This window comes from Mycobacterium sp. RTGN5 (genome assembly GCF_033804465.1).
In the GTDB taxonomy this organism is placed as follows: domain Bacteria; phylum Actinomycetota; class Actinomycetes; order Mycobacteriales; family Mycobacteriaceae; genus Mycobacterium.
In genome coordinates, this window is sequence record NZ_JAPZLA010000003.1 from 578112 (window position 1) to 597307 (window position 19196).

A 19196-nucleotide genomic window follows, 5' to 3' on the forward strand; every position below is an offset into this window, starting at 1 on the left:
AGCCGATATGTACTGGGAGCAATGGGTTCACAGAGCCGGCCTTTCGCGAACCGTTGTCGTGGCTGATGGTGAGAGTATCTATTCTCATCAATGAGAGTGTACTTTCACCAGAGCGAGTCTCGACGAGGAGGGTCATGTCACATTCCCCGGAGCGCGCCCCCGGTTCACGGGCGGCGAACGTTCAACACCTACGGCGGCCAAATTCGGTGCAGCTGGCGCTGGGACACGCGGCTTTGGCTGAAATGAGCTTAGGTACCAGGTACTTGACCGCCCGATTGGCCGGGTAGCGCGTGGATCTTCGGTTGTCCGATGAGCAGCAACAGCTGGTCGAGGCGTTCCGGGCGCTATACGCCCGGGATTCCTCGACCGAACGGGTGCGCGCGGCCGAGCCCGTCGGATTCGATGTGGGCTTGTGGCAAGCACTGCTCGCTACAGGCGTCCTGGAGATGGCCATCGATGAGGCCTGTGGCGGCTGGGCTGCGTCCGACCTCGATCTCGTCCTGGTTGCCGAGCAACACGGCCGAGCGGCTGCTGCGGCACCGTTGATAGAGGCACAGGTCGCGGCCAGGTTGCTAGCGCGGTGCGCCGGCGCCGGAAACCTGCCCGCGATCGAGGCGCTGGCAGCCGCTCTGGCCGGGGAGAAGTTGATCACGTTTGCGCCCAGGGCATCCCAGGGCGGCCGCCTGGAGATGCTGCCCGCCGGGGCGGTAGCCGATGCTGCGGTCGCAATGATGGATGACCGCGTAGTGCTGGTCGAGCTAGCCGAGAATCGGTCGACCGTCGAGAACCTAGGCTCGATGCCTTTGGCCGACATCGACGTGCGCTCCGGCGCTGTCGTAATTGCCGAGGGGGCGAACGCTTCTCAGCTGTTCTGCGAGTCGGTGGATCATTGGCTGCTGCTGACCGGCGCAGCATTGGTAGGCATCGCTGCCCGCGCGCTCGAGATGGGCGTTTCCTATGCCCAGCAACGCCACGCCTTCGGAAAACCCATCGGGTCCTTCCAGGCGGTGTCCCACCGGCTGGCCGACAGCGCAACAGCAATTGACGGTGCTCGGCTGCTGAGTTATCAAGCTGGCTGCGCCGGATCAGATATGCCGCAGCGCGCAAGCGAGCTCGCAGCCATGTCCTTTGTTTTCGCCTACGAGACGGCGCGCGATGCCACGCACCGTAGCCTGCACATTCACGGTGGCTATGGCTTTGTTATGGAGCAGGACATCCAGCTGTACTACCGGCGGGCACGCGGCTGGGCCAACGTATTCGCTGAACCAGGAGCCGTACTCGAGCGAGTAGCAGATCGACGGTACGGCGCCGTCGCGCACTGACCAAATCGCAGCGTGTGGCGCGTGCCGCCGTCCTCTGAAGTCAGCGGGGGTCGAGTACGGCGAAACTCAGTGTCGCGCGTGCGGCGCGTCGTTCACCACCGACATCGGTGACGTCTACGGCTACAACGATCAGGCGCTTACCTTTGCGCACGACGGTCGCACTGGCCCGTGCGGGGCCCTGGCGGATCGGGGCGAGGTAGTGCACCGTCATATCGGAGGTTGCGACTGCCTGTCCGGTTCCGGTGTTGGCCAGGGCCAGGCGGCCGGCCGCAACGTCGATCAACGTGGCCACGAGTCCACCCTGCAACGCCCCGTGGCTGTTGCTCAGCGCCGGTGCGTTGTCCAAGTCGACCACAAACAGGCTGTCGGAGATCGTCACGTCGCGGAACGGGAGACTGTCGAACAGATGGGGTTCGTCGGGACCGAGCCCAGGCGGGCGTTTAGATGTTTCCGAGAACGCCGCCTCGGTCATGTCATCACCGCGGAAGACACGTCAAAATCCAAGAGCCAATGGTGCATTCGCACAGTGGCCCACAGTCGGTGTGCGTATTCACGCGTCCGAACGCACCTTGTCCTTGACTGAGGCGACGATCGGAGGAGCATCACGCCAGTCGGGGACACCGTGTGCCTCATCGCCGCGCGGCTGGCCGTCCTCGCGGACCTCAGCCCAGTGTGAGTGGTTGAGCTGGTGCAGGGAGAAGCACGCCTGAAGAGAGTTGTAGAAGCCCATATTGTCGACTGTTTGATTGACGGACTCCTTAATCAGGAGCGCCGCCATCGTCGGGACCTTCGCGATGCGCCGAGCCATCTCCAGCGTTCGGTCGGCAAGCTCGTCGAGGGCGAAGACCTTGCTCACCATGCCCAGCTGATGAGCCTCGTGGATGTCGATCGAGTCGCTGGTCAACATCAGTTCCTTGGTGCGCCGCGGACCAAACTCCCAGGGGTGCCCGAAATACTCCATTCCGCACATCCCGAGCCGGGTGCCCACCACGTCGGCGAAGCGCACCTCTTCGCTGCCGACGATTAGATCGCAGGCCCACATCAACATGAGGCCCGCCGAGTACACGTCTCCATGCACCTGGGCGATGGTGATCTTGCGGAGGTTGCGCCAACGCATGGTGTTCTGGAAGAAGTAATGCCACTCCTGCAGCATGCGACTCTCGGCGCCCTCGCGTGTGCCGCCGTTGATGAGCCTCGTCGGATGCTGTTGCGGGCCCGGGCCGTACTCGGCCAACGCCTGTTTGGAGCCGATGTCATGTCCCGACGAGAACATCAAGCCTTCGCCGGCGAGAATGACCACCCTGACTTCGTCGTCGGCCTCGGCACGCAGGAATGCATCGTCGAGTTCCACGAGCATTCCACGACTTTGGGCGTTGCGCTGGTCGGGTCGGTTGAGCAGGATCCGAACGATCGCGCCGTCGTCGTGTGACTCGTACTTCACGAATTTGTAGTCGCTCACTGCACTCCTTCAGGCGTGTCTGCCCGCTCGTAGATATGACGTGATCCGCGGCAACAGCGGACTCCGCTGTCCCGGCATCGGTATCCGCAGGTTCAGAACCTCCGTTTGTGCTCACGGGGTCGCGTGTAACACGGAAACTGACGCAATGCGAATATCGAATGCCAGATATGAGAGTAGCCTTTACCAAAGACGGAAACCAATATTTACGGAGGCCTTGATGACGCAACCGTTGCCCGCTGTGACGCGAGGGTGTCCATGACGAGTGAGTCGCGGCCGCGTGTCATTCTTTGGGGTCCGGGCCATGTGGGTGTTACAGCGCTTCGTGCGCTCATTGAGCATCCCGGCCTCGAACTCGTTGGTGTGGTCGTATACAGCGAGGACAAGCGCGGACGTGACGCGGGCGACCTGTGCGGGCTGCCTACTACCGGGGTGATCGCCACCAGTGACGTCGATGCCGCGCTGGCAGTCGATGCCGACGCGGTCGCGTACTTCGCGTCCGGCGACTTCCGCTACCACGACGCAGCCCAGGACATCGCCCGATGCCTGCGCGCGGGCAAGAACGTAGTGACTACCGCACTCGTCCCAATGTGCTACCCGCCTGCCGCGGATGAGGAAACCGTTCTGCTGCTCCAACAGGCTTGCGCCGACGGCGGCACCAGCGTGTACAACAGCGGCATCGACCCCGGGTGGAGCAACGACGTCGTCCCGCTGACCATCGCAGGTCTGAGCAGCCGGGTCGACACGATCACCATGCTGGAAGTCCTTGACTACCAAGAGGTCAACCAGCCTGAGGTCATGTTTGACCTAATGGGCTTTGCCCGCCCGCCCGACAGCAAGCTCCCCATGGATGAGGCCCGACTCGAACGGTCTTGGGGGCCGGTTCTGCGCCTTCTCGCCGCCGGATTGGGTTTGTCGCTGGACAGTATCGAGACGTGTATCGAGCGGTGGGTCACCCCGGAGCGCTACGAGGTCGCGGCGGGATGGATCGAGGCGGGCACGACCGGTGGGATCCGTTTCGAGCTAGCCGGCATGGTCAACGGGGAGAAGCGGATCGTCGTCGAGCACATCACCCGGATGGGCGAGCACTCCGCCCCCGAATGGCCACGACACCCCTCTCCGCGGGGCGGTTACCGCATCATCGTTGAGGGGCTGCCGACGTACACCGTCGACCTCGCGATCGAGGCAGGAGGCGACACCTTGTTCGGTCTGACCTACGGCTCGGTCAGCCGACAACTCAACGCCATTCCCGCGGTGATCGCTGCCCCGACGGGTGTCCTCAGCTCACTCGATCTACCCCTCATCACCGGACCGGTCCGAGGAGGCAGCTGGCATGGTGTCCTCCCGAAGGGCGCCAGCTGATGGGAAGGGTCTATCGCGCGACCACCATCGACGACAGCAGATGTCCGTGGAACTAGGTCTACTGGGGGCGAAAGCCGTTGTTACGGGCGGAAGCAAAGGCATGGGTCTTGCGATCGCCCAATGCTTTGCGGCCGAAGGCGCCTCCGTAGCGATCATGGCGCGGGGTCGGGACGCTTTGGAAGCTGCAGTGGAACAGCTTCGGCAGGCAGGCGCGCCGGACGTGCTGCCCATTGGCGTGGACATGGCCAGCGCCGAATCGATCGAGGCCGGGTTCGCAACCGTCGCCGACCGGTGGGGCGAACTGAACGCGCTTGTCCACACGATCGGACCATCCGCCGCCTACTTCGACGATCTCGACGATGCGGGGTGGCAGAAGGCATTCGAACTCGGGACGATGTCGGCAGTTCGCTCTGTGCGGGAATCGTTGCCATTGCTGCGGCGGGCCCAATGGGCGCGCATCGTGACGCTGTCGGCTCACTCGATCCAGCGACAGAGCCCGCGGCTGGTCGCGTACACCGCGTCGAAGGCCGCGATGAGCAGCCTCACCAAGAACCTGGCCAAAAGCCTTGGTCCCGAAGGCATCCTGGTGAACAGCATCTGCCCCGGGACCATCGTGACCGCAAGCTTCACCGAAACCCTGAAAGACGTCCTGGCTGCCGATGGCTTGGACTCGGACAATCCCCGCGACGTCATGCGGTGGGTCGAGGACACCTTCCACCACGGCTGCGATATGGGCCGAGCAGGCCTGCCGGAGGAGATCGCATCGGTGACTTGCTATCTGGCATCACGGCGCAACGGCTACGTCACCGGCGCCACTGTCAACGTAGACGGCGGATCAGACTTCGTGTGACCCGAGCTCGCGCACGCCTCACATGGTTTGCCGCCGAAGGTCGCACCGCTCGACGCGAATACGGCACCTTGACGGTTATGAAATCTCGATCTGAGCGAAAGTCGGCTTGCAACTAGTTCGCGCAATGTTGTCAAGCGTCGTTTCGAAGGAGTAATACCCCGCTCGGGGTCAGCCCGCCGCTGCTGGCGACGGCGACTCGGGCGCCCCTGATCTGGCGGTCGCCGCCCTCGCCGCGCAATTGGCTGACTGCTTCGTGGATCAGCGCCATACCGTGGGTGCGGCCATGAGAAAGCTGGCCGCCATGGGTGTTGAGTGGAAGGACGCCGTCGCGGGAGATGTTCACCCCACCATCGAGGAACGATTCCGCCTCGCCGATACCGCAGAAGCCCAACGCCTCTATCCATGAGAGGCAGTTGAAGGTAAACCCGTCATAGAGTTCGGCGACGTCGACGTCGGACGGCCGCAGTTCGGTGCGCGACCACATATGGGCTGATTGGCCCAGCACCTGTGGTTCGTGCGTCAGAGTGCTTTGATCCCAATCGATCCGTTCGATGATCTGCGTGCCGACCGCCTCGACTCGGATGGGCGCCTTGGCCAAATCGGGTGCCGTTTCTGCGGCCGAGACGATCACGGCGACTGCACCATCGCAAGGCACATCGCAGTCATAGAGCCCGAAAGGACTGGTGATCGGCCTGGCGTTGAGGTAGTCGTCCATCGTCATGGGGTCCCGATAGATCGCGGAAGGGTTCAACGCGGCGTTGGCCCGCTGATTCAGTGCAATCCAGCCGAGGGTCTCGCGGGTGGTGCCGTACCGGTGGAAATGCCGTTGCGCATTCTGGGCCAGAATGTGGGCCGCAGACGTAGCCCCGAATGGCGCGAGCCAACCACCCAATCCGCCGGCGGGCGGCCGAATCTTGCCACTCTTGACCATCTCGGCGTAGGTCGATTCCCACAAGGTGCGGAAACACAGCACGTGGCGGGCCAGCCCGCTGGCAACCGCCAGCATGGCGGCGATCACCGAACCACCTGGCCCGAAAGTATCCGGGCCGCCGTTGTGCCAAGTCGGCCTGACGCCTAAGGCCGCCTCGAACTGAGTCACCCCGCCCTCGCCGAAACCTCCGAACGAGCCGCCGCCGGGATAGGTTGACAGCCCATCGATGTCGGCTACCGTCAAACCGGCGTCGGCGATCGCGGCGTCGCAGGCCTGTGTGGTCAGCGAAAGCGGATTGATCATCAGACGGCGCCCGATATCAGACATGCCGATGCCGGTGATCGCCACTTTGTCCTCGAACTTGTCCCGGGTGATCATTGGGCGGACATACGCGCCGAATCGCTCGGGAGCGATCTCGTCGACCGGCTGAGGGATGGTTCCGGTCTGATCGGCTGACGGCCGAAACAGTGGCAACCAGACCGCACCCTCGTGGGCGAAGACGACTTCCATCCGCATCCCGAGCTTGAGATCGGCCGGATCGCATTCGACGGCATTAGTGGTTAGCCGGACCCTTGTGTCCTCGGCGATCGCTACTTGGGCCACGACGTAGGGAGCGGGCAAGCCGGGCAAGCTGAATCGCTGATTCAGAGTGAAGCCGATGAGGGTGGCTACGCCAGAAACGGCGCGCACACCGATGTCATAGGAACGGCAGTATCGGCAGACCGGCGCGGGTGGGTGGATGAGCGCGCTGCAGCTCCGGCACTCCTGAATTCGCAATCTGCCGTCGGCACCGGAGGTCCAGAAGAATTCGTTTTCGACGGTGAGGTCTGGGAGGGGACGTCCCGATGGTGGTAGCACCCGACTCCTCGGTGGCTGTGGGGTCCTCGACACCGCGCTACTTTTTGGTCACTCGGGTAGCGAGCCGTACACTCTCCGCGACCACCGTCGGACTGGTGCGTGCCGCCGCGATCAACGACACCATGGTATTGGCTACGTCTGCGGCAGTGGACATTTCGGCCGGAACCTGGCCGCTTCGGTCCCACTCCTCGTAGAGCTCAGCAAGTAGATCCCGGTCCGCACCGCGCAGGATCTCGGTGTCCACGGTAGGTCCGATGCCGACCCGAATGACCGGCAGATCGGGGTGCTCACACCGCCACGAACGCAGGATCTCGTCGAGGGCAGCCTTGCTCGCGCTGTGTGCGGCGACGCCGGCGCGCGGTCGGCCAACGTCATGGCTTGACGCGATCAGAATCACCGCCTCGTCGGACAGGTAGGGCAGTGCCGCAGCCATCACCAGGGCGGGGCCGATCGTGTTCACTGCGAAGGTTTGTGTCCATGTCGCGACGGTGATGTGCTCTACACGGACAAAGGGGACTACGGCGCTGGTGAACACGATGGCGTCGATGCCGCCGAGTTGGCGGGCGGTCTCGCTGACGACTGCTTGTATTGCGTGAGGATCGCTTACATCGAGCTCAACAGCCGATCCTCCTAACTGCGCCGCTAACTCCGTCAGCAGGTCCATTCGTCGCGCCGCAACAGTGACGTGTGCACCATGGGCGGAGGCGGCGATCGCGAACGCATGGCCGATTCCCGACGATGCCCCGACGACCAAGGTGCGCATGCCCGCCAACAATGGCTGATCAGCCATGGTGCGCTCCGTCGACGTCAGTTGCGGCGGCGAAGGAGGCTATGCCGCCGTGCGCCTGCGTTCGCGGTGTCATAGTTCCCCGGCTCAGGGCTGAACGCCGCCCATGAAGATGCTGGGCGACGAGGCGGTTCCGAAGACTGCCGCCGGACGCGGGACGATACCTGATTGTGAGCACCCGATAAGCGTATGCGAATTAGCACTCTCACAACAGAGAGGCCCCATTTTCGACGAGCTGAAGCGTAGATGGCCGAGACCGATTCTAGCCACGGGCCGCAACTCAGGCAGTGGCCGCCGCAGGCGGTGACTTGTGGGGAGGCGCGACACCTCCAGCAGGGAAACTGCCAGGGCACTGATGGTCTCGTTGCAGAGTGGCTTTGACGTGTGAGTCGTCCGGCTCGCGACGGCGATCTTGAATTCGCGGAGGCGCTGATGCAGGCTATGCGGATGGCGGGCCAGAAGAAACTAGTCATCGGCGCGAGTGGGTTTGTCGGGTCGCACGTCACTCGCCAACTCGTCGAACGGGGCGATGACGTCCGGGTGATGATCCGCACGACAAGTTCGACGAAGGCCTTCGATGACCTCGCGGTCGAGCGCGTGTACGGGGAAATCTTCGACGGCGAGGCGCTGCGGGACGCGATGACTGACTGCGACGTCGTCTTCTACTGCGTGGTAGACGCCCGCGCCATGCTGCGCGACCCGGCGCCGTTGTTCCGAACCAACGTTGAGGGTCTGCGCCACGTGCTCGACGCGGCAGTGAACGCGGATCTGAAGCGGTTCGTCTTCACTAGCACGATCGGCACCCTCGCGATGCGCGACGGTCCGCCGGTTACCGAAGACGAGGCCTTCAACTGGCACGACAAGAGCGGCGCATACATTCAATCTCGGGTGCAGGCTGAGGATTTGGTGCTGCAGTATGCCCGTACCAAGGGCCTGCCCGCCGTTGCGCTGTGCATTTCGAATACCTTCGGACCCCGCGACTGGGGGCCTACCCCGCACGGTTCGTTGCTGGCCGCGGTGGCCGCCGGCAAGGTCCCGTTCTATGTCCGAGGTGCGGCGATAGAAGTCGTGGGTATCGAGGACGCCGCGAGGGCCATGTTGCTTGCCGCGGAGAGGGGCGAAGCCGGCGAGCGCTATATCGTCTCTGATTGCTTCGTCAGTGTGCGGGACCTGTTCGGCATCGCGGCAGCTGCGGGCGGAGTCGAGCCGCCCCGCATTGGTATACCGCTGTCAGTGATGTACGCGATGGGCTACGGCGGAGACGTTTTAGGGAAACTTCTTCGCCGGGATATGAACCTGACTAGCCTGTCGGTGCGGCTGATGCACGCGATGTCGCGACTTGACCACAGCAAGGCCGAGCGTGAACTCGGCTGGCGGCCAGCACCGGTGAGGGATTCCATCCGGAAGGCCGTCGCGTTCTATTCTGAGCTGGGCAGTCAGTAGGGGGCTTCGGCGCAGCGTATCGAGCGCCAACGGCTTCACCGGCGACTGCGGTTCGTTCAAACAGTCATCGGATGGGCGGGAGTCATCCTCATCAGAACTTCCGGGTCTGGGGCGCTGGCCGATCGCTCAGCGCCGCGGCGTTATCGGTTTCCCCCATGGCATCTCGGGGCAATTCATGGGTGAGATCAGCGCGTTCCGCATCGGCACCCCGGACACGCCCGACGGCACGAGCGGCGTTCCTGGACTATCTGGATGCGTGGGTTCCGGAATCGGGCATGTCAGATCCGAGAATTGTGATTTGCTCTCCCTGTCCAGAATTAGAGGTATGGTTTCCAGATCCGAGAACTAGGGTTCTCGATCGACAGGAGGGCAAGTGGCGCGAAGGCCAATCTCCTCGGATCAGTGTCTCTGCTCAACCAGGGTGAACAGTGTCGCCTGCGTGAAAGCGACAGCCGAGCATGGGATCTAGGAATGTGATCAGCGGTGGCTCGCATCCGGTGGCGTTCCTGAGCAAGGCCGCTGGGCCGATGGAGGCAGTCGGGGGATTGTTCGCGACCTCAGCTGATGCGGTGAGGTTCGCTTTCCGGAGGCCGTTCCAGGGTGCTGAGTTCCTCGAGCAATCCTGGTTCATCGCCCGCGTCTCGCTGGCTCCCACACTGCTGGTGGCGATTCCCTTCACCGTACTGGTCAGCTTCACCCTCAACATCCTCCTGCGGGACCTAGGTGCCGCCGATCTTTCCGGGGCGGGCGCAGCGTTCGGCGCGGTCACCCAGGTCGGCCCACTGGTGACGGTGTTAATCGTCGCTGGCGCGGGAGCGACAGCGATGTGTGCCGATCTTGGCTCACGCACGATCCGCGAAGAGATCGATGCGATGGAGGTACTCGGCATCAACCCGATCCAGAGATTGGTAACACCGCGCATGCTGGCCTCGGGACTGGTCGCACTGCTGCTCAACAGTCTGGTCTGCATTATCGGCATCCTCGGCGGTTATTTTTTCTCAGTGTTCGTCCAGGATGTCAATCCTGGCGCTTTCGCCGGCGGTATCACGCTACTCACTGGGGTGCCTGAACTCATCATCTCCTCGGTGAAGGCCGCGCTGTTCGGGCTGATCGCCGGTCTGGTCGCCTGCTACCGCGGGCTAAACATCACCGGGGGCGGTGCAAAGGCCGTGGGCAACGCAGTCAACGAGACCGTGGTGTACGCGTTCATGGCGCTGTTCGTCATCAACGTTCTGGTCACCGCGATCGGCATCCGAATGACGGCGAAATGACGAGAGGCGCGCTGTGACAGTGCGATCCGCGTACCCTCGGCTGCTACGCGAATTCGGACGACCCGTGTCGGTTCTGGACCGCATCGGCGACCACACCATGTTCTACGCCAAAGCGCTGGCCGGAGTTCCGTTCTCAATAAGCCGATACGGACGTGAGATCGTTCGGCTGATCGCCGAGATCAGCATGGGTGCCGGCACTTTGGCGATGATCGGCGGGACCGTGGTGATCGTCGGCTTCTTAACTTTGGCCGCGGGCGGCACTTTGGCGGTGCAGGGGTACAGCTCGCTCGGCAACATCGGCATCGAGGCTTTGACGGGCTTCTTAGCCGCGTTTATCAATGTGCGCATCTCGGCACCAGTTGTGGCAGGCATAGGACTGGCAGCCACTTTTGGCGCCGGCGTGACCGCACAACTCGGTGCCATGCGGATCAATGAAGAGATCGATGCTCTGGATTCGATGGGCATCCGGCCGATTTCATACCTCGTCAGCAGCCGCATCGTCGCGGGGATGATCGCGATCGCCCCGCTGTACTCGATCGCGGTGATTCTGTCGTTCGTCGCCAGCCAGTTCACCACGGTCGTCTTGTTCGGGCAGTCAGGCGGCCTGTACGACCACTACTTCGAGACTTTCCTGAACCCGATCGATCTGCTCTGGTCGTTCCTCCAAGCCGTTCTCATGGCGCTGGCCATCCTGCTGATCCACACATACCACGGCTATTTCGCTGCCGGTGGACCGTCCGGTGTCGGGGTCGCGGTGGGCAACGCCGTGCGAACGTCACTCATCGTCGTAGTGTCGGTCACCCTGCTGGTGTCCTTGGCCGTATACGGCTCCAACGGCAACTTCAATCTGTCGGGCTAGGGGAGGAGATCGATGAAGCGAAGCGCCCTACGTCCACTGACTGGCCTGATAACGCTGTTGGTGTTCGTCGCCATCGTCTCCCTAGCGGTGACGCTATTCCGCCGCGGTCTCACGGAAAGCGTTCCTGTGACCGTACTTTCACCCCGTGCCGGTCTGGTGATGAACCCCGACGCCAAGGTTAAACTGCATGGCGTCCAGGTCGGCAGGGTCACCTCGATCGACCTACGTTCGGACGGCCAGGCCGCCATCCATCTGGCGATAGATCCGAAACAGTTACATCTCATCCCTGCCAATGCTCAAGTCGATGTCGCTTCGACGACAGTCTTCGGCGCCAAGTCCGTGGAAATGGTTTCCCCCGCGGACCCGTCAGCTCAGCCCCTCCGCGCCGGACAGATCCTTGAAGCCACACATGTCACGGTCGAAATCAACACGGTGTTCGAGCAACTCACCTCAGTTCTGGGATCGATCCAACCCGAGAAACTCAATGCGACCCTCAGCGCACTCGCACAGGCCTTCAACGGCCGCGGGACGCAACTCGGACAGACGCTGGCAGACTTCGATTCGTTCCTGGTGTCGATCGAACCGAGCCTGCCGAGTCTCAGCCACGACCTCGAGGCCGCCCCAGCGGTGTTGAACGCCTACGCCGATTCGGCGCCCGATCTGATCAAAACTGCGGACAATGCAACGCGGGTGAGCCAGACCATCATCGATGAACAGCACAATCTCGACGCCTTCCTGCTGAGCGCCATCGGTCTGGCCGATATCGGAAACGACGTTATAGGCGGAAACAGGCAGGCAGTGACCGACGTACTACAGCTGCTTGTTCCCACCACCGACGTGCTCAATGAATATCACGACAACCTCAACTGCGGACTGGCCGGCATGGTGCCGTTGTTGCGGACGCCGCCGTTCCCCAACCCCGGCGCGATGGTGTCGATCAGTTTCACGTTGGGCATCGAACGCTACCGCTACCCGAAGAACCTGCCGAAAGTCGCTGCGGCAGGGGGACATCAGCAGTGTGCGTCGCAGAAGCTTCCCAAGGTCCCGATGGGCAGTCCGCCGCCGTACTTGGTCGCCGACGTCGGCACCAATCCCTGGGAATACGGAAATCAGGGCATCTTGCTCAACTCCGATGCGCTCAAACAGTTCTTGTTTGGGCCGATCGACGGCCCACCGCGTAACTCCGCACAGTTCGGACAACCCGGATGAGTAAATCGGTGCGCCCGACCGCCATAAAGTTCACCGCATTCGCGGTGGTGATGGTGGTGTTGACCGGGTTCCTCTATTTGATCTTTGCCCAGTACCGCTCCGGCTCAACGACCGGGTATTCAGCAGTCTTTACCAACGCGTCCCAACTCAAGGCGGGCGACACTGTAAGGGTCGCTGGAGTCCGAGTCGGCACTGTGGACAACGTGTCGTTCCTGCCGGGCCGTAAGGTCCTGGTCAAGTTCGACGCCGACCCAAACGTGGTCTTGACCACCGGAACTCACGCCGCCGTGCGCTATCTCAACCTGGTGGGGGATCGCTATCTGGCGCTCATCGACCGACCCGGCTCGGCCCAGATTCTGCCGGCCGGATCGCGGATTCCCATCGACCGGACGGAGCCGGCGCTGGACCTCGACCTGCTCCTAGGTGGACTGAAACCCGTTGTTCAGGGCCTTAATCCACGAGATGTAAATGCGTTCACGTCGTCGCTGATTCAAGTGCTGCAAGGGCAGGGAGGAACGTTGCAGGACTTGATGTCGAAGACGTCGTCGTTCTCGACGGCGTTGGCAGACAACAACCAAGTGGTCGAGCAACTGATCGACAGTCTCGACACGACCTTGGCCACGATCTCCAAGGACGGAGATAAGTTTTCAGGAACGGTGGATCGGCTTCAGCGTCTGGTGACCGAGTTATCTTCAGACCGCGACCCGATCGGTGCGGCGATCGACTCGCTGAGCAACGGAACTGCCTCTCTTGCCCAACTTTTGGGAGGCATTCGATCTCCGCTCAAAGACACGGTGGACCAGCTCAACCGTCTTGCGCCGCTGCTAGATCAGGACAAGGAGCTCATCGACGTCGCGCTCCAGAAGGCCCCGGCCAACTATCGAAAGGTCGTGCGCCCCGGGGCGTACGGTGCCTTCCTCAACTATTACATCTGCGGAATCCGGATCCGGACTTCTGACCTCCAGGGCAGGACCGCTGTCTTCCCCTGGATCCAGCAAAGCACCGGCAGATGTGCGGAGCCCAATGCTTAAATATCGCGGATCCAAACTCATTCGCCCGGGTCTGATTGGCGTAGTGCTGATCCTTCTGGTTATCGCCGTCGGACTTCAACCCGAGAAACTGTGGTCGTGGGCGACGGCACTGCGATATCAGGCGTTGTTCGCTGACTCGGGCGGGATCGCCGTGGGCAATGACGTGATCATGTCAGGCATCAAGGTCGGCTCGGTATCGAATGTCGGCTTGCGACAGGGTAAAGCGATTGTGTCCTTTACCGTCGCGGGGACAGAGCCGCTGGGCTCGGACAGTACCGCCCACATCCGGACCGGCTCGCTGCTCGGCCAGCGCGTCGTCGAACTGGAATCCCAAGGAGGCGGCGTATTGCGGCCGACCAACGTCATTCCGGTTTCGCGAACATCCTCGCCCTACTCCCTGACCGATGCGGTCAGCGACTTGACCACGAACACGGCTGGCACTGACACCGATCAGCTGAACCACTCTCTGGACACCTTGTCGGAGACCCTTGACCAGATCGCACCGGAATTGGGACCGACTTTTGACAGCATGACCCGGTTATCGCAATCGCTCAACAGTCGGAACGGAACGTTGAGCGATCTGCTGAAGAGCGCCGGCAACGTCACCGGGGTCCTCTCCGAGCGCAGCCAACAGGTCGACACATTGATCCTGAACGCTAACGACTTATTGGGAGTGCTCAACGATCGCCGCCATGAGATCGTCGATCTGCTCGCGTACACCGCTGCGGTGGCCAAGCAGCTGAAAGGCATGGTAGCCGACAACGAGCGGCAACTGGCGCCCGCTTTGGAGAGGCTCAACTCGGTTACAGCGATGCTCGAGAAGAACCGCGACAACATCGCCAAGGCGCTGCCGGGCCTAGTGAAATACCAAGTCACTCAAGGAGAGACGGTGGCCAACGGCTACTACTACAACGCCTTCGCCTCCAACCTCACGCCCGGACAGTTCTTGCAGCCCTTCCTCGACTACGCTGTGGGCTTCCGGAGGGGAACCGACGCCGGGCAACCGCCCGACAATGCCGGGCCGCGGGCCGAGTTACCGTTGCCCTTCAACGGAATTCCGGGGGGCTCGCGGTGATGCGACGACGATCCTCGCGCACCCTTGTCGCGGTACTGGCCATCCTGATCGCGGCTGCCGCGCTGGTATTGGTTCGACAGACTGTCATGGCCCCGACGACCATCACAGCACTGTTCTCTAGCGTCACAGCGCTCTATCCAGGCGACGACGTCCGAGTTGCAGGTGTGCGGGTAGGGACCGTCGACAGCATCGAAGCACAAGGTACGCAAGCGAAGTTGACGATGAAGGTGGATCGGGACGTACCCATCCCAGCCGATGCGAAAGCGGTCATCGTCGCACAGAACTTAATCTCTGCACGTTACGTCCAGCTCACGCCCGCCTACGAATCAACGGGTCCCACAATGGGTGACGGCGGCATCATCCCGCTCGAACGGACCGCGATACCCGTCGAGTGGGACGAGGTCAAGAAACAATTGACCAGGCTGGCCACCGATCTCGGCCCGAAGAACGGCGTCTCGACCACCTCGATGGGACGGTTCATCAACAGCGCAGCCGATGCGATGGGCGACAACGGCGCCAAGCTGCGCCAGACCCTTTCGCAGTTGTCCGGGGTAGGGCGCATCCTCGCCGACGGCAGCGGCAACATCGTTGACATCATCAAGAATCTGCAGACCTTCATCACGGCGCTTCGCGACAGCAACCAACAGATCGTCGCATTTCAGAACCGGCTGGCCAGCTTGACCAGCGTACTTGACGGCAGCAAGTCTGACTTGGATGCGGCGCTGACCAATCTGTCGTCCGCCATCGGTGACGTCCAGCGCTTCGTTGCCGGTAGCCGTAACCAGACCTCAGAGCAGGTTCAGCGGTTGGCGAACGTCACTCAGAACCTCGTCGACCACAAGGTGGATCTGCAAAACATCCTGCACTCCGCACCGAACTCATTCGCCAACGCTTACAACCTCTACGACCCCGATACCTCCGACCTTCGCGGAGCGTTCGTGCTGAACAATCTCTCGAGCCCGGCTGCGCTCGTCTGTGGTGCGATCGGAGCGGTCGAGAACACCACTGCACCCGAAACGGCGAAACTCTGCGGGCAGTATCTCGGCCCGATGTTGCGCCTTCTGAATTTCAACTATCTCCCGATTCCCCTGAATCCGTATCTGGCGAAATCAGCGGATCCGAGCAGCATCCTGTACTCCGACCCCGCACTGGCACCCGGCGGAGCAGGCGTCCCCCCGGGTCCACCCGAGATACCGCCTGCGGTATCCGCCTATACCGGAGCATCGGAAAATCCGTTCCCAGCACCGGCGCAGGTTCCGCCGCCTTTCCCACCCGGCCCGTCCGCACCCGATCATGGCCCCGCCGCTCCATCTCCCGCGTTGTACCCGGGAGCACCGGTGCCCACGGCGCCAGGCCCGGCAGCGCCGACACTGCGCGACATGCTGCTTCCAGCAGAAGCAGCACCACCAGACACCAATCCGCAAACGGGCGTACCGCTTCCATCTGAGGGGAGACCAATATCGTGAGCGGACGGGGAATGGTGTGGCGACTACTCGTTAGTGGCGGCTGCGTGGGCCTGTTCGCGACGGGATGCGCATTCGACGGATTGAACTCGATCGCACTACCGGGTGCGGTCGGTCGCGGACCTGGCGCGAACATCTATCACGTCGAGATCGAGAATGTCGCTGCGCTGGAATCGAACTCGCCGGTCATGATCGATGACGTCGTTGTCGGCAGCGTCGGCAAGATGTCGGTCAACGGGTGGCATGCCGACGTCGAGGTCTCCGTCAAGCCCGACGTCGTCGTTCCGGCGAATGTGGTGGCCAGCATCGGACAAACCAGCCTGCTGGGATCAATGCACCTGCAGCTCAATCCGCCGATCGGCGAACCGCCGCGAGGACGCCTCACTCCGGGTGCCACCGTCGCATTGAACCGTTCGTCGACCTACCCGACGACGGAGCAGACCCTCGCTTCGTTGTCCGTTGTCGCCAACGGCGGTGGCTTGGGTCAAATCGGGGACATCATTCACAACTTCAACGCGGCGCTGTCCGGGCATGAGGACCAAGCCCGTGATCTCATCACCCGCCTCGACACGTTCGTCGGCACCCTTGACGCGCAGCGCGAGAGAATTGTCGGATCCATCCAGGCATTGAACCGGTTTGCCGTTTCGGTGGCTGGACAACACGACGTGATCACGCGGGCCCTCGACAAGTTACCGTCCGCGCTGGATATCGTGATCAAGCAGCGGCCACAAATTACGGCCGCGCTAGAAAAGCTCGGCGATCTAAGTGACACCGCTACGCGGCTAACCAACGACTCCCAGGCCGACCTGGTGAAAAATCTGCAAAACCTGGGACCGACAATCAAGGCGCTTGCTGACCTTGGCCCCGATCTCGACGCCATCCTCGGCTACGCGACGACGTTCCCGTACACCCAGGACTACATCGACCGGGCGATCCGCGGGGACTACGTCAACATGTTTCTCGACCTCGACCTTACTGTCCCCCGACTCAAGCGAACCTTGTTCCTGGGGACGCGATGGGGCCAACTCAACGCAGGGTTGATGCCGGCCCCGGGGGACCCGTTTTACTTGAACCACACCTACGACCCCCTGGGCGCGCCCCTCGCTCCACCGCCAGACGACGTGCCCCCCCTCGCGCCCGCCGAGGGCCAGCCCGCTGAGTCTGGCGCTGTGCCGCCGCGGGCATCAGGTGGACCCTCCGCCTCCGACTCCCAGGGCACGCAGGGTGAGGGTGCTCCGCCGCCGTCAGCTTCCCCGCCTGTGATTCCGCCAACGAGCGGGGGAGGGTAGATGCTCACGCGTTTCGTTCGAATCCAGCTGATCATCTTCACGATTGCGTCGGTCATCGGCGCAGGGGCGATGATTTTCACCTACATGCAGGTGCCCACTCTGCTGGGCATCGGCCGAATCACCGTCACATTGGAGCTGCCGGCGTCTGGCGGCCTGTACCGGTTCGGCAATGTGACCTACCGAGGCATCCAAGTCGGGAGGGTCACCGCCGTGACACCTACTGTCGCGGGTGCGGAGGCGACGCTGTCCCTGGACACGTCACCGAAGATTCCGGCGGACCTGCGGGCAGAGGTGCGCAGTGTCTCGGCAGTCGGTGAACAGTACGTTGACCTGTATCCACGTACCGACTCACCGCCGTACCTTCAGGACGGATCGGTGATCGCCGCACGTGACGCGACGATCCCGCAGCCTGTCGGTCCGATGTTGGACCAACTGAGCGCACTAGTCGGCAGCATTCCCAAGGACAAACTCAGCGGGCTGCTCAACGAGTCGTATAACGGTCTTAACGGCGCTGGCTTCGACCTTGGTTCGTTGTTCGACTCGGCATCCCGGCTCTCCGGTGACCTGAAAGGGGTTGCAGGACAGACGCGCACCCTGATCGAGGACACTCGGCCACTTCTCGATTCGCAGGTCGAGACCACCGATGCGATTCGACAGTGGTCGCGCAGTCTCGCCGGTTTCACCGGACAGATCGTCACAAACGACCCTCAGGTTCGCAATATTCTGCAAACCGCGCCGGGCGCACTCGATGAGGCTTCCCGTCTCCTCGAGCAAGTCAAGCCCACGCTGCCGGTCCTGCTAGCCAACCTCACCAGTATCGGACAGATCGGCGTCACATATCACGACTCGATCCGCCAACTGCTCGTTCTGCTTCCGCCATATGTGGCCAGCCTGCAGGCAGGCGGGCCCATGAACAACGAATTGGGCATGGCGTTAGGCGAATTCGGTCTCAGCATTGGCGACCCTCCAGCGTGCACGACGGGATTTCTACCGCCATCGCAGTGGCGATCCCCGGCCGACCTCAGTGACATTGACACCCCGGACGGCCTCTACTGCAAGCTACCGCAGGACTCGCCGATCGCCGTTCGAGGCGCTCGCAACTTCCCCTGCATGGACCGGCCCGGCAAGCGCGCACCGACTGTTCAAATATGTGACAGCGACCAGCCATTCGAACCGTTAGCCCAGCATCAGCACGTGCTCGGCCCCTATCCACTCGATCCGAATCTGATCTCGCAAGGCATCCCTCCCGATAGCCGGGTTAACCCCGACGCGAACATCTTTGGTCCACTCGAGGGAACACCGCGTCCGCCCGATGCGCCAGCGGTAGCTGGATCTGCCGCGCCGGGAAGTCCCGCGTTGCCGCCGGATGCCCCCATGCCGCCGCCGGCTGCCGCGGGAGAGCCATCCGTTGCTCCGAGCTCGTTTGGCACCAATGGATCTGGTGCTGCGCCCGCGGTATCCGCGGCTACCTACAATCCGAGCACCGGCGAATATGCGCTGCCAAACGGCGAGGTGTTTCGACAGCCAGACCTCGCTGATCCGGGTGCTCACAAGACCTGGAAGGACTTGTTTCGGCAGTAAATCGAATCAGCCTCAGCGCTTAGGTCGCCCCCGCGGTCAAGGCGCAATGACAGGCGGCCACCGGGCCACGGTGTGCGTGCTGACGAGAGATATCTGTCGATAACACCGAGACGCCGACTATCCGATTCCTCGGTCCGCCAGCCGTGGGAAGCAGGTTAGGAGAGCTTCTCCAGCTTGAAAGGCATTCTGATTACAAGCGGTAGATTCCTACCGCAGGCGCCGCTAGGTCCGGTTGTAATGTCTTCGCCCGCATACGTTGTCGAATCGGGTTTCGTCGTACCGTCGCTATCAACCCCATAGAAGCGGAACATCTGGGTAGCATCGGCCGACGTACCGTCCCGGCAAGGCTCCCAGTTGTCAACGGTGCGTTTCAGGTACCAAAGGCCAGTCTTTGTGTAAACGTTTGCGC

The 19196-nt window shown here is 62.4% G+C and carries 16 protein-coding genes; 12 read left to right on the forward strand and 4 right to left on the reverse strand.

All coding sequences use genetic code 11. The features are described from left to right. The first annotated feature begins 290 nt into the window (after positions 1-290). Positions 291-1322 carry an acyl-CoA dehydrogenase gene (locus tag SLQ31_RS19785; protein ID WP_319435691.1) on the forward strand — a complete coding sequence of 344 codons (1032 nt, stop codon included), beginning with the start codon at positions 291-293 and terminating at the stop codon, positions 1320-1322. Between the two features lie 40 nt (positions 1323-1362). Here the strand turns inward: SLQ31_RS19785 and SLQ31_RS19790 are convergent, their stop codons facing one another. Next, entirely contained in the window at positions 1363-1794 is a 432-nt protein-coding gene (locus SLQ31_RS19790; RefSeq protein ID WP_319435692.1) for a PaaI family thioesterase, read from the reverse strand. 78 nt (positions 1795-1872) lie between these two features. Next, positions 1873-2781, reverse strand: coding sequence for an enoyl-CoA hydratase (locus SLQ31_RS19795; protein ID WP_319435693.1), 909 nt, complete (start codon positions 2779-2781; stop codon positions 1873-1875). 255 nt (positions 2782-3036) lie between these two features. Between SLQ31_RS19795 and SLQ31_RS19800 the strand changes: the two genes are divergently transcribed. Both SLQ31_RS19800 and SLQ31_RS19805 read left to right on the forward strand, forming a co-directional pair. Next, a complete protein-coding gene (locus tag SLQ31_RS19800) occupies positions 3037-4140 on the forward strand; it encodes a dihydrodipicolinate reductase (RefSeq protein WP_319435694.1) in 1104 nt (367 codons plus the stop codon). 46 nt (positions 4141-4186) lie between these two features. After that, positions 4187-4990 (forward strand): SDR family NAD(P)-dependent oxidoreductase, encoded by an 804-nt coding sequence (locus SLQ31_RS19805; protein ID WP_319435838.1) that lies wholly within the window; start codon positions 4187-4189, stop codon positions 4988-4990. Between the two features lie 130 nt (positions 4991-5120). Here SLQ31_RS19805 and SLQ31_RS19810 read toward each other — a convergent pair whose 3' ends face one another. Beyond that, complete coding sequence (locus tag SLQ31_RS19810) at positions 5121-6779, reverse strand: thiolase C-terminal domain-containing protein (protein WP_319435695.1); 1659 nt, start codon at positions 6777-6779, stop codon at positions 5121-5123. A gap of 37 nt (positions 6780-6816) precedes the next feature. Further along, on the reverse strand, positions 6817-7569 hold the full coding sequence (locus SLQ31_RS19815; RefSeq protein WP_319435696.1) for an SDR family oxidoreductase: 753 nt from the start codon (positions 7567-7569) through the stop codon (positions 6817-6819). A 444-nt stretch (positions 7570-8013) separates the two neighbouring features. On the opposite strand from SLQ31_RS19815, the gene SLQ31_RS19820 reads away from it, so the two are divergent. From SLQ31_RS19820 to SLQ31_RS19860, 9 genes are all read left to right on the forward strand, one after another. After that, complete coding sequence (locus SLQ31_RS19820; protein WP_319435697.1) at positions 8014-9009, forward strand: NAD-dependent epimerase/dehydratase family protein; 996 nt, start codon at positions 8014-8016, stop codon at positions 9007-9009. Between the two features lie 527 nt (positions 9010-9536). Further along, entirely contained in the window at positions 9537-10280 is a 744-nt protein-coding gene (locus tag SLQ31_RS19825) for an ABC transporter permease (RefSeq protein WP_319435839.1), read from the forward strand. Between the two features lie 19 nt (positions 10281-10299). Then, a complete protein-coding gene (locus tag SLQ31_RS19830; RefSeq protein WP_413642586.1) occupies positions 10300-11139 on the forward strand; it encodes an MlaE family ABC transporter permease in 840 nt (279 codons plus the stop codon). Between the two features lie 12 nt (positions 11140-11151). Then, positions 11152-12348: an MCE family protein gene (locus SLQ31_RS19835; RefSeq protein ID WP_319435699.1), complete on the forward strand. Its 1197-nt coding sequence runs from the start codon at positions 11152-11154 to the stop codon at positions 12346-12348. After that, complete coding sequence (locus SLQ31_RS19840) at positions 12345-13379, forward strand: MCE family protein (protein ID WP_319435700.1); 1035 nt, start codon at positions 12345-12347, stop codon at positions 13377-13379. Before SLQ31_RS19835 ends, SLQ31_RS19840 begins: the two co-directional genes overlap by 4 nt. Beyond that, a complete protein-coding gene (locus tag SLQ31_RS19845; RefSeq protein ID WP_319435701.1) occupies positions 13372-14454 on the forward strand; it encodes an MCE family protein in 1083 nt (360 codons plus the stop codon). Before SLQ31_RS19840 ends, SLQ31_RS19845 begins: the two co-directional genes overlap by 8 nt. Continuing rightward, entirely contained in the window at positions 14454-15920 is a 1467-nt protein-coding gene (locus SLQ31_RS19850) for an MCE family protein (RefSeq protein ID WP_319435702.1), read from the forward strand. Before SLQ31_RS19845 ends, SLQ31_RS19850 begins: the two co-directional genes overlap by 1 nt. After that, positions 15917-17206: an MCE family protein gene (locus SLQ31_RS19855; protein ID WP_413642535.1), complete on the forward strand. Its 1290-nt coding sequence runs from the start codon at positions 15917-15919 to the stop codon at positions 17204-17206. Before SLQ31_RS19850 ends, SLQ31_RS19855 begins: the two co-directional genes overlap by 4 nt. Next, complete coding sequence (locus SLQ31_RS19860) at positions 17207-18787, forward strand: MlaD family protein (protein WP_319435703.1); 1581 nt, start codon at positions 17207-17209, stop codon at positions 18785-18787. The last annotated feature ends 409 nt before the right edge of the window (positions 18788-19196 follow it).